This is a genomic window from Clostridium sp. (assembly GCF_051654825.1).
In the GTDB taxonomy this organism is placed as follows: Bacteria; Bacillota; Clostridia; order Clostridiales; family Clostridiaceae; genus Clostridium.
Genome location: NZ_JBOFYU010000167.1, coordinates 1 through 14,312 on the forward strand (window position 1 = coordinate 1; position 14,312 = coordinate 14,312).

A 14,312-nucleotide genomic window follows, 5' to 3' on the forward strand; every position below is an offset into this window, starting at 1 on the left:
TATATTGCTTACTATTTCATTATATATACTAACATATTTGCTACTGCTCATAATCTCTCCTAATTTTTCTTTAATGTTTCTAGATATATTATACTATATATTAGCCTTATCTTTAATGTAAAATAGTAACCTTATTATATTTAAATTTTCCAATAAATTTATATACTGATTCTTTTCCATAATAAAATTCCCTTCCCTTATTTATTAAATACACTTTCTTTATCTGATGGATCTCGCTTGTAACACCACTCATCTTTAAGAGTGAGATAACAACAGCCACACTACTTTGTAAAACTCCACCTGAAGCTAATAATTATTTTTATATTCAAAAATAGATGAAAGCATAAAGCTCTCATCTATTACTTACTTACTTACTTACTTACTTACTTACTAATTTATAAACAATTGATTCATATGGTCTTAATTCAATATTAGAAAAATCTATTTTACTATCTTTATAATTTGAAATTAAGATTTCTATATTTTTATCATTAACATTAACTTCATCAGATAAATCTATTTTTACATGCTTATCATAGAAGTTATTTATAACAATTACACTTTCATCATTATAGCTTCTTTCATATGCATATACATTCTTATGATTTTCTAATAATAACTTATAATCTCCATATGCTATAGCATCTTCATTTTTTCTTATATTTATAAGGTTTTTATAATGATAAAATATTGAATCATTATCCTTTAATGCATTTTCTGCATTAATCTCCTTATATCTCTTTGAAGGATTTATCCATGGAGTTCCTGTTGTAAATCCTGCATTTTCTTTTGAATTCCATTGTACTGGTGTTCTAGAGTTATCTCTTGACTTAGATTTTAAAATTTTAAGTATTTCATCTTCTGCAATACCCTTTTCCTTTAAAATATTATAGTAATTAATTGACTCTATATCTCTATATTCATTTATATCTTCAAACTCAGGATTAGTCATACCAAATTCCTCACCTTGATAAATATAAGGTGTTCCATTCATCATATGAATTGATGTAGCTAACATCTTAGATGATTCCTTATGATACTTTTCCACATTCCCTAATCTAGAATTTATTCTTGGTTGATCGTGGTTGCACCAAAATACTGCATTCCAGCCTTCTCCGTCAATAATTCCCTTTTGCCATGTGCTAAATATTCTTTTTAATTCAGCAAAGTCAAAGTCCATTAATGACCATTTTTCACCATTTTTATAATCTACCTTTAAGTGATGGAAATTAAATACCATCGATAATTCTTTTTCTTCTTTATTTGAATACTTAATACAATTATCTATTGATGTTGAAGACATTTCTCCAACAGTGATTATATCATCATACTTACCAAAAGTATTTTCATTTAATTCCTTTAAATACTTATGGATATTTGGTCCATCAGTATAAAATCTTCTTCCATCTCCAACATTATCATCTTCTAATGTACTTGGTTTAGATATTAAGTTAATAACATCTAATCTAAATCCTTTAACTCCTTTTCCTATCCAGAAGTTAACTACCTTATATATTTCTTTTCTTAATTCTTCATTATCCCAATTTAAATCTGCTTGAGTTTTATCAAATAAGTGAAGGTAATATTCATTAAGATCTTCTACATACTCCCATGCGTTTCCTCCAAATTTTGATTCCCAATTAGTTGGAGCCTTTCCATCCTTAGATTTTCTAAAAATATAATAGTTCTTATACTTTTCATCACCCTTTAAAGCCTTCTTAAACCATTCATGTTCTGTTGATGTATGATTAAATACCATGTCTAGCATAATATCAATATTTCTCTTTTTCGCTTCTGAAACTAACTTTTCAAAATCTTCCATAGTTCCATATCTTTTATCTACATTATAATAATCTGCTACATCATATCCATTATCATTTTGTGGTGATATATAAAATGGTGTTAGCCAAATATAATCTACTCCCAATTCCTTTAAATAGTCTAACTTTTCAATAACACCACTTAGATCTCCTAATCCATCTCCATTAGAATCTTTAAATGATTTTGGATATATCTGATATACACTACTTTTCTTAAAATCCTTCATACTATATGTCACTCCAATCAACTTGTACGTATATGTTAACTTTATAATATCTTTAATCTAAAAAAATGTCAACAGCTACTATATTTCTCTATTTTAAAACTATAAGGTAAGGAGTACCCTTACCTTATAAACTATTATATTTTTATTTACTTCCTACTTTAGCAAGCTTAGTCTTTGAGAATATTACTGTTAATATAAATGGTACTACTACTGCAATTGCCATACACATCAAATAAGGAAGCATACTTGATCCTCTCATTGATAAGATAGCTGGTAATCCTCCAACTCCTACTGAGTTTGCTACTGAATTTGTCATCATTGAAACTACTCCTGCTACTCCTGAACCTATTATTGCTGCTAGGAATGGATAGAAGTATTTTAAGTTAACACCAAATATTGCAGGCTCTGTAACACCTAAATATGCTGATATTGTAGCTGGTACTGCAACTTGCTTTTCTTCTGCATTTTTTCTCTTTAAGTAAACATAACCTAATGCTGCTGACCCTTGAGCGATGTTTGCTAATGCAACTATTGGCCACATATATGTTCCACCTGTTGTTGCTATAAGCTGTAAATCTATCGGTAATAATGTATGATGTAATCCTGTTATAACTAGTATTGGATAAACAAATCCATATACTCCTGCAAATAACCATCCAAATGTTGAGTTAAATCCAGCTTGAACAACTGTTGCAACTCCATTTCCTATAGCCCAACCAATTGGTCCTAATACTGTATGTGCAAGTAATACTGCTGGTACTAATGAGAAAAATGGAACTATTATCATTTGTATTGCTTCTGGTGATACCTTCTTCCAGAATCTTTCTAAATATACATAAGTAAATCCTACTAACATAGCTGGAATTACTTGAGCTTGATATCCTATCATTTCAATTTGAGTAAATCCAAAGTCCCATACTGGAATAGTTTCTGCTCCACTTACTGCATAGGCATTTAATAATTGTGGAGAAACTAATGTAATACCTAGAACTATACCAAGCATTTGGTTAGCTCCCATTTTCTTAGTTATTGACCAAACAACTCCTACAGGTAAGAAGTGGAATATAGCCTCACCTATTAACCATAAGAAACTATTTGTCCCATTCCAAAACTGTGAGATTTCAGTTAAAGTTTTAGTTCCTTCTTCAAAAAGCTTCATATCTCCAATAATATTTCTAAATCCTAATATTAAACCACCAACTATAATTGCTGGTATTAAAGGAGCAAATATTTCCGCTAAATTTGCTACTACTCTTTGAAGTAAGTTCATATTATTTTTTGCTGCTTCTTTTACTGCTTCTTTATTTTCACTTTTTATTCCTGTTTGTTTAATGAATTCTTGATAAAACTGCTGAACCTTTGGTCCAATAATTACTTGGAATTGCCCTGCTTGAGTAAATGTTCCTTTTACAGATCCTAATGATTCTATTTTTTTTGCATCCGCATTTTTAGGATTTTTTAATACAAATCTTAATCTTGTTACACAATGTGTTAATGCTGAAATATTTTCTTTTCCACCTACATATTCTATTAAAAGCTTTACATCATTACTAAAGTTTGTCATGTCGTCGCCTCCGTTTTCTTGTTGTACGTACATCTTATGTTTGTATATTATCATATACGTACAAGCTATGTCAATCGTTTTCAATAAAATATTTTTTTAATATATTTTAAAGCAGAAATAGTAGCAATCATTTAAATGATTACTACTATTATTTCTTATAATCTATACATTATAGCTTCATAGGGTCTAAGTTTTAAATTTTTAATATCCTTACTTGAATCTTTATAATTGCTTATTAATATTTCAGGATTTCTCTTTAACTCCTCATCAAAGGAGAATTGGATTTCATCTCTATAGAAATTACATACTACTAATATATTATCTTCATTATATCTTCTTGTATATGCAAATATATTACATCCCTCTGGATCTATTAATCTATAATCTCCATAAATTATAGTATCATTATTTTTTCTTATTTCTATAAGCTTTTTATAATGATTAAATATAGAATTTTCATCCTCTAAGCATGATTTCGCATTTATTTCCTTATAGTTTTCATTAACTACAAACCAAGGCTTCCCTGTTGTAAACCCTGCATTTTCTGAATCATCCCATTGCATAGGAGTTCTTGCATTATCTCTTCCCTTTGCATATATTGATTCCATTAACTCTTCATGCTTAAAGCCTCTTGATAATCTATCCTTATACATATTACGTATTTCTATATCATCATATTCTTCTATAGAATTAAGCTTAATATTAGTCATCCCTATTTCTTCACCTTGATAAATATAAGGAGTTCCCTTCATTCCATGTAATAAGGTTGCTAGCATTTTAGCGCTTTCTCCCCTATATTCTTTATCATTACCCCATCTTGAAACAATTCTAGGTAAATCATGATTATTCCAGAATAAACTATTCCATCCTTCTCCATCTAATTTAGTTTGCCATTTAGATAATACTCTCTTTAAATCTCTTAAATCTAAAGGCTTTAAATCCCACTTATTTTTTCCTGGAATTTTATCTAAGCTTATATGCTCAAATTGAAATACCATACTTAACTCATTTCTACTTGGATTTGAATATAGCTTAGCTACTTCTGGTGTTGCTCCCCAAGTTTCCCCTACTGTTAATAAGTCATGGTTACCAAAGGACTTTTTATTCATTTCCTGTAAATAATCATGTAGCTTTGGTCCATTTTCTTTAATCATTTCATCTGGAACCTTTCCTACTAAGTCAATTACATCCATTCTAAAGCCACCTATACCCTTGTCTATCCAGAAATTCATTAAATCCCAAACTTCTTTTCTTACAGCTTCATTTTCCCAATTTAAATCAGGTTGCTTTTTACTGAATAAATGTAAATAATATTCCCCTGACTCTTTATCTAACTCCCATGCACTACCACTAAATGTTGATATTAAGTCATTTGGCTCTTTTCCATCTACAGGCTTTCTCCATACATAATAATCTCTATACTTATTATCCTTAGATTTTTTTGCTTCTATAAACCAAGGATGCTCATCTGAAGTATGGTTAACTACTAAATCCATAAGAATCTTAATTCCTCTTTCTTTTGCTTCCTTTAGTAAACTCTCCATATCCTCCATTGTTCCAAACTCATCCATAATGTCGCAGTAATCACTTATATCGTAACCGTTGTCATCATTGGGTGATTTATACACTGGGCTTAGCCAAATAACATCTATCCCTAATTCCTTTAAATAATCAAGCTTTTCTATAATTCCATTAATATCTCCTATTCCATCACCATTAGAATCTTTAAAGCTTCTTGGATATATTTGATATACTACTGAACTATGCCACCATTTTTTCTCCATATTAACCCCTCCATCTTGTACGTATATGTTTATTATATATTATTTTTTATAAAGTACAATGGCTAAAATATAAATTTACCTTAATATTTTTCCATTCATTTGTATATAATACTAAATAGCTTAATTAATAATATTATTACTATAATAATCAAAAGGAGGTTTTTAAATGAATAAGGGAGTTAAAATCACTATACTTATAGTTGTTCTTTTAGCAGTAATAGCCTTTCCCGTTGTAGGAAGCTATAACAAGCTAGTTTCTTTAGAACAAACTGTTAATACAGCTCAGGCTAATATTGATACACAGCTTCAAAGAAGGTCTGACTTAATTCCTAACTTAGTCAGTACTGTAAAAGGTTACGCATCTCAAGAAAAAGAAATTTTTACTGACATAGCAAATGCAAGAAGTAAATTAGCTGGAGCTACAAATATCTCTGATCAAGCTACTGCAAATAATGAACTTTCTAATGCTTTATCTAGATTATTAGTAGTTGTTGAAAGATACCCTGAATTAAAATCTAATGAAAACTTTAAGGATTTATCTATACAGCTAGAGGGAACTGAAAATAGAATTGCTATTGCAAGGCAAGATTACAACACAGCAGTTACTAACTATAATACTAAAAGAAGAAGCTTTCCTAGTAATTTGTTAGCATCATTATTTGGTTTTGAAGAAAAACCATTATTTAAGGCTGCTGAAGGAGCTACCGAAGCTCCATCCGTAGATTTTTCTAGCTAATTATGAAGATAAAAAATAAATTTTTAAGATTCCTTACGCTCTTTGTTCTTTTAATATCTTTTTCATTTTCGATTTTTGTATTTGCTGCAGATAATATTGAAACCCCAACTTCCTATAAGTATATAAATGATTATGTTGGGATAATGGATAATGAAAGCAGTAAGAATATTATTTCCATTGGAAAAGAATTAGAGGATAAAACTGGAGCTCAAGCTGTAGTTGTCATTGTTGATTCAACAAAGGATGTTCCAATTGAAGACTATGCAAATAAATTATTTAGAAGCTGGGGAATTGGTCAAAAAGGTAAAGATAATGGGCTTTTAATTCTTTTAGCCTTAAATGATAGACAGTGGAGAGTTGAAGTTGGCCGTGGTCTTGAAGGAGCCATTCCTGATGCACTAAGTAATAGAATTATGGAGTCAATTGCAAAGCCAAACTTTAAGGAAGAAAACTATGCTAAAGGTCTTACAGAATCTTATAGTACCTTTAGTGATTCTATAGCTAATGAATATGGAGTAACCTTAAATAAATCTCTTAACATTAGCCTGCCAGCGGAAAGTGGCTCTAGTTCAGGTGGAGGAATAGCTATCTCTATAATAGTAGTATTAATTCTTTTAGATTTGATATTTAATAGAGGTCGTATTTTTTCTACCCTTCTACAAATAGCCTTTTGGAGTAATATTGGAAGAGGTAATGGACCTAGAGGCGGTAGTGGAGGTTCTGGATCTGGTGGTGGCGGATTTGGAGGCTTTGGTGGTGGATCATCAAATGGTGGTGGTTCCTCTGGAAGCTGGTAATTTAATAATATAACTATAAGCGCCTAGATAATACTTATTCAGCTTATCTAAGCGCTTTTATTATTCTAATAATCTCTATCTAAAATCAAACCTCTCTCTCTTAGATGGACTTAGAAATCTCTCTGAATATTATAAGTCCGCTTATACTTGAAATATTGCTCTTATTAACTTTATGGAAAATAATACTATATTAGTATATAATTATATCCATAGAATTTTGTTAAAAGAGGTGAGTTTTTGCATCAAGATAATACTAACGATATAGATTTTTTAAATTATCTTTATCGAAATATGTGGTGGAATTCTAATACATTATTAAATTCCTTCCTCTCACGAAAATCAGATATAGAAAAACTAAACAATGAAAAATCTCTAGATTCCTTTATAAAAGATTTAATTAACCATATAAAATCCTTTCCTATAGAAAGCTCTGAAAAAATATTATGGAGAGAAAACGGTTTAGCTTTAATAGAAGATATAATACTAAATCAAGAAATTTTTAAGTTAGGTATTTTAGATACTGAAATGAAGGAACAATTTTTTACAAGTACAAAGGATTTTATAAAAGCTAGTAAAGCTTTTGATAAAAACATTTCCTTTGAAGACATAGGACAAGCTTTAAGAAATATTTGGATAATTAACATCTTCCAAAAAATTATAAATGAAGATATTAAATTTACAATGGCCTCCTTTGGTTATAGTATGCTTTACCCTTATACAGATAATTATTTAGATGATACAAATATTACATTAAAAGAAAAGAAAAATTTCAATTCTAGATTTACAAAAAGACTACAGGGGCTAGATATTTCTCCTATAAATAATCATGAAAAAAAAGTATTTAAATTAGTTAAATACATAGAAGAGGATTTTGAAAGAGAAAGTTTTAAAGATGTATATGATAAATTACTTTTAATTCATGAAGGTCAAATTAAAAGCCTTACTCAGCAAGATATTTTTAGCATTCCTTATGAAAAGGACATACTTGGTATATCTATTGAAAAAGGTGGTACATCTGTTTTAGCTGATGGTTATCTTATTAATGGGAACTTAACCTTAGATGAAGAAATATTTGCTTATGGATATGGATTCTTTCTTCAGCTTTGTGATGATCTTCAAGATGTAAAAACTGATTTAGAAAATAATCATATGACTATAATGTCTCAATTAGCTAAAAACTATCCTTTAGACTTAGTAGTAAATAAGCTAATAAACTTAACAATAGAAGTTATCGATACTTCAAAATGCTTTAAATGTGAAAATGTAAATGAGCTAAAGGATTTAATAAAATTAAATTGTGTAAACATGATTTTATTTGCAATAATTGATAGCAAAAGCTTCTTTTCTAAAGAATATATTGAAACTATAAAGGACTATTTACCCTTTTCATATAAGTATAGCTTAAATTTTAAAAAGCATATCCTTAAATCATTTAAGTCCTTAAAACCCTCTTACTCAAATACATCTATTGAGGATATAATTCTTTACTTAATACAATAAAAAGCTACCTAGGTAGCTTTTTTCACATATAATTAAATAGTACAAGAAAACTTTTGTAAATTTTCTTGTACTACTTATAAAGTACTTATTTATTTTTCTATAGATATATTTATTACTCCAAATTACTATTTCATCAAATAATCTATTAGAAAACTCCTTTGTTTCTTTCCAATTAGAAACATTAAACATATAACATTGATTTTTAAATCTCTCATCTAATATATTATCTAATTTACTATAATCTTCATTATCTATTATATAGAAATTCTTTTTATATCTCTCATCACTTGATAATACTCCTGGTTTAGAAATTGATTTTACTTTAGTTAACTCAAATACGTCTTGTGTAGTACCATTTAAAAAGCTTATTTCATAAGAATCACTCTCATGTGAAGAATTAAATGAATTAAAGTCTACAATAGTTCTCTTTTCAACATCTAAGCTTTCTCCTGTAAGATTATTATAATCATCTTCACTTACAAAATTAGCTGATCCTCTATAATCAACATCTTCGCTATACATTCCTAATAATAAAGAATTAAAGCTTGTAAAATCTTTTAAACCAACATTATATTCATTTGCTAATTCCTTTATTTCCTCTTCTCCAAAGCCATTTTGTTGGAAACCTACTGGAACAGCATAATCATAAGGATCACTTAATGTAAATGCAAAAGTTATCTTTCCTAAAAATCCATCACTTACTACTGCAACATTAAATAATATAATTCCTACTGGAATTAATATAGCTCCAATTAAACCTAATTGCCACTCTTTGCTTTTGTCCACCTGATATTTCATTTGGATATTTATTTTTTATTTCATTTATTCCAAAAGTATTTAATAGTAACTCACTTTTACTTTCCATATTTTCTAGTGTTTTTTTTGCTATTATTTGTGGAAGGAATATATTTTCAAGTACTGTTAAACCATTTATAAGCATAAAGTCTTGGAATACAAACCCTAATTTGTTTTGTCTTATTTCTGATAACTTATTTTCATCTATATTTAAAATGTTTTCACCATCTAATAAAATTTCTCCACTATTACCTCCAATAAATCCTGAGATACAATTTAATAAAGTTGTTTTACCTGATCCTGAAGGTCCCATAACAGAAACAAACTCTCCCTTTTTAACCTTCATACTTACATCTTGAAGTGCTAGGTATTCTCCCCCTTTTGAATTGTATGTTTTCTTAAGATTTTTAATTTCTAACATTTATATCAACCATCCTTTTCCATTTATATATCCTATAGCCTTATTATAAAATCCAGGTATGTATAAAGCCACTTACAAAACCGTAAGTATTCCTTACAGTTTTGTAAGAAAATATATTTTTTTATAAAGAACGTTGCGTAGTCAACGAATAAATGTTAAACTATATTTCGTTGACTACGCAACAATATTAATAAAAGGAGATTTAGATATGGCAGCAAAAATAGATAATGATGATTTACGAACGGAAAAAATAGGTAAACTATTAATTAAATTTTCCATTCCTGCTATTATAGGGATGGTTGTTAACATGCTTTATAACGTTGTTGACAGAATGTATATAGGCAATATACCAGACATTGGAGGGTTAGCTATAACTGGTGTTGGTATTACAATGCCTATTACTCAAATAATTACTGGAATAGGTATGTTAATAGGAATAGGTACTTCTGCTAGTATATCTATAGCTTTTGGAAAGCAAAAAAGAGGTTTAGCACAAAAATATTTAGGTAATGGATTCTTAAGTATTTTAGTAGTAAGTATTTTAATTGCAATTTTAGGTAATGTTTTTGCTACTTCTATTTTAAGTTTATTTGGTGCAACAGACTTAACTATGCCTTATGCACTTGCTTATATGAGACCATTATTTGTAGGTACTATTTGTAACCTATGTGCTTTTGGATTAAATCACTCAATTAGTTCTGACTCAAATCCTAAAGTAGCTATGTTTACAATGATAATTGGAGCATTAGTTAATATTATATTAGATCCAATTTTTATTTTCGGCTTAAACTTAGGTATAGCTGGTGCAGCTTATGCAACTGTTATTTCTCAATTTATAGCTACATGTTGGGTTATTAATTACTTTACAAGAAGTAAAAAATCTACAATAAAAATAACTAAAAAAGATATGCTTCCTAGCTTTACTGTATTAAAGGGAATTGTTATGATTGGGTTAGCACCATTTTGTATGCAAATTGCAAGTAGTATTGTTACTTTAATTGCAAATAGAAGCTTAATTGAGCATGGTGGTGATTTAGCAATTGGTGCAATGGCAATAATAACTTCACTAAGTACTGTATTTATTATGCCAATTTTTGGACTTAATCAAGGTGCACAGCCAATTATGGGGTATAACTATGGAGCTAAAGAATATGGGCGTGTACGAACTACTTATTTATATTCACTAGCTATTTCTACTATAATACTAGTTGTTAGTTTCTTATTTATGCAAATATTCCCTGAGTTAGCTGTTTCAATGTTTAATAACGATCCTGAGTTAACTCAATTAACTGTATCAGGAATGAGAATATTCTTATTATCATTACCAATAATCGGTATACAAATGACTGCGTCTAATTACTACCAAGCTGTAGGAAAAGTTAAGAAAGCAATGATTATAAGTCTTACTAGACAAGTAATATTCCTAATTCCTGCATTTTTAATATTACCTAAGTTATTTGGTTTACAAGGTGTATGGATTGCAGGTCCTATAGCTGATTTACTAGCAGTATTATTATCTGGAGTTTTAATATTTAAAGAAATGAAAGATCTTAAATGCGATAAAGATATAGAAAATTGTCCTAATGCACAAATAGCTAATTAGTATGATATAATTATAAAAAAGAATACTTAAGAAATGAGATTAAATTTATGAAATATTATGAAACAGAAGGTATCGGAAGATATATAAGTTATTTACATCGCCTTGGTGCTAGTTATTTATCAAAAAAATATGATAAGTATGAACTTGGTTTTGGACAATATCAATTTCTTTTAAGACTTTATTTAGTTGATGGTTGTAGCCACGAATACTTAACTGAACAAATTTGTGTAGATAAAGCTACAACTACTCGAGCTATAAAAAAGCTTGAAGAAAAAGGCTATGTTAGACTAGAAGCGAATGAAAAAGACAAAAGAAAATATCATATTTACTTAACAGAAAAGGCTTTAGATCAAAAAAATGAAATATTAGAAATATCAAAAAAATGGGAAAGTCAATTGATTGATGGCTTAAATCAAGCTGAAGTTGATCAATTATTCCACATACTTCGTAAAATAACTAAATATAATTCAGATGATTTTTTTGAAAATGATAATATACCTCATTAAATTAATTTAATCCTAAAAAAACTCACTAGTACGATTTTATACTAGTGAGTTTTTTATATGCTATGTTAAGCAGTTCATGGATAAATTAAAAATCCTTTATTAAAGCTTTTTAACAAATTCTGATTTTAATTTCATAGCTCCAAAACCATCTATTTTACAATCTATATTATGATCGCCTTCTACTAAACGTATATTTTTTACTTTTGTACCCTTCTTTAATGCTGAAGTAGCACCTTTTACTTTAAGATCCTTTATTATTGTAACTGAATCTCCATCTACTAAAAGATTACCATTTGAATCTTTAACTATTAATGTATCTTCATCAGCTGCAACTTCTCCACCTGGAGTCCACTCATATGCACACTCTGGGCAAATTAAAAGACTTCCGTCTTCATATGTATATTCTGAGTTACATTTTGGGCAATTTGGTAAAGTACTCATTCTTTAAATTCCTCCATTTGTTATCAAATTTAACTATATAAGCTATTTCTTATATAATTGCATCTTATATACTATCATAGTATTTTAACATTGACAAATTATAATCAATCACACTTATTATCCCCAATTTTTCAAATATGATTATATCAACTAAACTTAAATAATATTCCTATAATTGCAGATATTCCTATGATAAGTAATGGATGAGTATTTTTTTTATTTGTTATATAAAGAAGTATTAAAAATAATATTGCAGACTTAATATTTATAATATCTAATATCCTATTTGTTGTCATAAATCTTTGTATATTTAAAACTGATATCTTAAGCACTTCAAAACCTGCAACTGCTATTAATGCTGTTACAGCTGGACGTAAACCATAAAATGCTGATTGAACATATTTATTTTCATTAAATTTACCTAAAAATTTTGCTACATATATAATTATTATTATTGAAGGTAAAACTAATGCAATTGTTGCTATAATACCACCTAAAACTCCACCAGCATGATATCCAGCATATGTAGCCATATTTACACCTATTGGACCTGGAGTTGACTCCGATATAGCTATCATATCTGCTAGTAATGCTCTATCAAACCAAGTGTATTTATCTGCTAAATTATATAAAAAGGGTAATGTTGCTAATCCCCCACCTACTGAGAAAAGTCCTATCTTAAAAAATTCTAAAAATAAAAGTAAGTATGTCATTATTTATCTAATCCCCTTTCTCTCTTAGCAAAAATCCCTACGAATATCCCTCCAATTACTACGTAAACTGGTGAAAGATTAAATGCTACTGAAATTATAAATGTAACTATAAAAATTATAGTTCCTATAATATCTTTAATTCCAGCCTTCCACAGCTTTATTATTGCATTTACAACTAATACTGCTACTGCAACTCTTATTCCTGAAAAAGCATATTGAACTACTGCTAAATCAGCAAAATTTTGAATAAAGGCTGCTATAACCATTATTATTATTAAGGACGGAAATACAACCCCAGTAGTTGCTGATATAGCTCCCATTACCCCATGAGTTTTATATCCTATAAATGTTGCAGTATTTACAGCTATAACGCCTGGTGTACATTGACCTACTGCATAGTAATCTAACACCTCTTGCTCTGTTGCCCATTTTCTATTTTCAACTACTTCCTTTTGTAACATAGGCAACATTGCATAACCTCCACCAAAGGTTAGTCCTCCTATTCTACAAAAGGTAATAAATAAATCAAATAATTCCTTCATTTTTCTCTCCAATTCATATTATATAAATTTTACTTTAATATTATTTTATCTAATATTTAGATTCTTATAATTATATCATAAAAAAAAGAACTGCATCTCCTTAAAAAGACACAATTCTTTTATCGTAATTTTATTAACTAGCAATTTATTTTTTGTTTGTCTAAGTAGTCAATCTCACAAATTATTTCTAGCAAACTTAAAATCATTAATTTATCATTTACACTTTCTATGTTTTTTATTTTACCTTTTGTTCCTTCTATTATTTCTGTTAAGTTTTTCCCTTTATTTTTTAAAGAATCTTTTAAAGAATCTGTTATTATATTTAAAGAATCCTTATAATCCTTTTGTTTTAATATTCTTATATATAATCTATAAACACTATTTGTAAGTAATCTACGATTTTCTAAAGAAATCTCACTTTTAGGATTTATTGATGCTTGATTATTAACACTTATTTTTTCTTCAATAAGTGAGGATCTAATAAATAAATTTCTTACTACATTTTCATTTCTTACATCCTTTAAAGAGTTTTGCACTTCTATAATCATCTTTTCAATTAAATCATCATAAAGCTTTATCAAATCATTATTTGAATCTTCTATTTTATAGGTACATAAATACCTATTAATTATCAATGAAATTATTAAACCTAATGCTACAAATACCACTCTTTCAATACTTAAAACTGAAGCATAATCTGACATTAGCGCAACTGAACCTATAGCTGACACTGTCACTAAAATCATATTATATTTATATTCTGATATATAACTTCCAATATATCCTGCAAGCATTATTATTAAAGTTCTTATTGTAGTATCTTTAAATATATCAAATAAAATTACAATTAATATTGATCCTAA

14 protein-coding genes are annotated in these 14,312 nt (G+C 28.3%); 5 read left to right on the forward strand and 9 right to left on the reverse strand.

The window, feature by feature from the left end:
- Positions 1 to 379: 379 nt before the first annotated feature.
- The 3 genes from treC to ACRDBA_RS09915 form a co-directional block, all read right to left on the reverse strand.
- Positions 380 to 2,047 carry an alpha,alpha-phosphotrehalase gene (gene treC, locus ACRDBA_RS09905; protein ID WP_438572761.1) on the reverse strand — a complete coding sequence of 556 codons (1,668 nt, stop codon included), beginning with the start codon at positions 2,045 to 2,047 and terminating at the stop codon, positions 380 to 382.
- Positions 2,048 to 2,189: 142 nt separating this feature from the next.
- A complete protein-coding gene (gene treP / locus ACRDBA_RS09910; RefSeq protein WP_438572762.1) occupies positions 2,190 to 3,611 on the reverse strand; it encodes a PTS system trehalose-specific EIIBC component in 1,422 nt (473 codons plus the stop codon).
- Positions 3,612 to 3,766: 155 nt separating this feature from the next.
- Positions 3,767 to 5,395 (reverse strand): glycoside hydrolase family 13 protein, encoded by a 1,629-nt coding sequence (locus ACRDBA_RS09915; protein WP_438572763.1) that lies wholly within the window; start codon positions 5,393 to 5,395, stop codon positions 3,767 to 3,769.
- Between the two features lie 166 nt (positions 5,396 to 5,561).
- Between ACRDBA_RS09915 and ACRDBA_RS09920 the strand changes: the two genes are divergently transcribed.
- The 3 genes from ACRDBA_RS09920 to ACRDBA_RS09930 all read left to right on the forward strand — a co-directional run bounded on the left by ACRDBA_RS09920 (position 5,562) and on the right by ACRDBA_RS09930 (position 8,428).
- Positions 5,562 to 6,131, forward strand: a complete 570-nt coding sequence (locus ACRDBA_RS09920) for a LemA family protein (protein WP_438572764.1) — start codon at positions 5,562 to 5,564, stop codon at positions 6,129 to 6,131.
- A gap of 2 nt (positions 6,132 to 6,133) precedes the next feature.
- Entirely contained in the window at positions 6,134 to 6,928 is a 795-nt protein-coding gene (locus ACRDBA_RS09925) for a TPM domain-containing protein (RefSeq protein ID WP_438572765.1), read from the forward strand.
- A gap of 237 nt (positions 6,929 to 7,165) precedes the next feature.
- Positions 7,166 to 8,428 carry a class 1 isoprenoid biosynthesis enzyme gene (locus tag ACRDBA_RS09930; protein ID WP_438572766.1) on the forward strand — a complete coding sequence of 421 codons (1,263 nt, stop codon included), beginning with the start codon at positions 7,166 to 7,168 and terminating at the stop codon, positions 8,426 to 8,428.
- Here the strand turns inward: ACRDBA_RS09930 and ACRDBA_RS09935 are convergent.
- Together ACRDBA_RS09935 and ACRDBA_RS09940 are read right to left on the reverse strand one after the other, a co-directional pair.
- Entirely contained in the window at positions 8,417 to 9,214 is a 798-nt protein-coding gene (locus ACRDBA_RS09935) for a hypothetical protein (RefSeq protein WP_438572767.1), read from the reverse strand. The genes ACRDBA_RS09930 and ACRDBA_RS09935 overlap by 12 nt on opposite strands.
- Positions 9,141 to 9,644: an ABC transporter ATP-binding protein gene (locus tag ACRDBA_RS09940; RefSeq protein ID WP_438572768.1), complete on the reverse strand. Its 504-nt coding sequence runs from the start codon at positions 9,642 to 9,644 to the stop codon at positions 9,141 to 9,143. Before ACRDBA_RS09940 ends, ACRDBA_RS09935 begins: the two co-directional genes overlap by 74 nt.
- A gap of 208 nt (positions 9,645 to 9,852) precedes the next feature.
- Between ACRDBA_RS09940 and ACRDBA_RS09945 the strand changes: the two genes are divergently transcribed.
- Together ACRDBA_RS09945 and ACRDBA_RS09950 are read left to right on the forward strand one after the other, a co-directional pair.
- The gene (locus ACRDBA_RS09945; protein WP_438572769.1) at positions 9,853 to 11,247 is read left to right on the forward strand and encodes an MATE family efflux transporter; all 1,395 of its coding nucleotides are present in this window, start codon (positions 9,853 to 9,855) and stop codon (positions 11,245 to 11,247) included.
- 47 nt (positions 11,248 to 11,294) lie between these two features.
- Complete coding sequence (locus tag ACRDBA_RS09950; RefSeq protein ID WP_438572770.1) at positions 11,295 to 11,753, forward strand: MarR family winged helix-turn-helix transcriptional regulator; 459 nt, start codon at positions 11,295 to 11,297, stop codon at positions 11,751 to 11,753.
- Between the two features lie 99 nt (positions 11,754 to 11,852).
- Here ACRDBA_RS09950 and ACRDBA_RS09955 read toward each other — a convergent pair whose 3' ends face one another.
- The 4 genes from ACRDBA_RS09955 to ACRDBA_RS09970 form a co-directional block, all read right to left on the reverse strand.
- A complete protein-coding gene (locus ACRDBA_RS09955) occupies positions 11,853 to 12,194 on the reverse strand; it encodes a zinc ribbon domain-containing protein YjdM (RefSeq protein ID WP_438572771.1) in 342 nt (113 codons plus the stop codon).
- A gap of 146 nt (positions 12,195 to 12,340) precedes the next feature.
- Positions 12,341 to 12,907: a chromate transporter gene (locus ACRDBA_RS09960; RefSeq protein ID WP_438572772.1), complete on the reverse strand. Its 567-nt coding sequence runs from the start codon at positions 12,905 to 12,907 to the stop codon at positions 12,341 to 12,343.
- Entirely contained in the window at positions 12,907 to 13,449 is a 543-nt protein-coding gene (locus ACRDBA_RS09965) for a chromate transporter (protein ID WP_438572773.1), read from the reverse strand. Before ACRDBA_RS09965 ends, ACRDBA_RS09960 begins: the two co-directional genes overlap by 1 nt.
- A 137-nt stretch (positions 13,450 to 13,586) precedes the next feature.
- The coding region (locus ACRDBA_RS09970; RefSeq protein ID WP_438572774.1) for an FUSC family protein at positions 13,587 to 14,312 on the reverse strand (726 nt) is incomplete at its 5' end.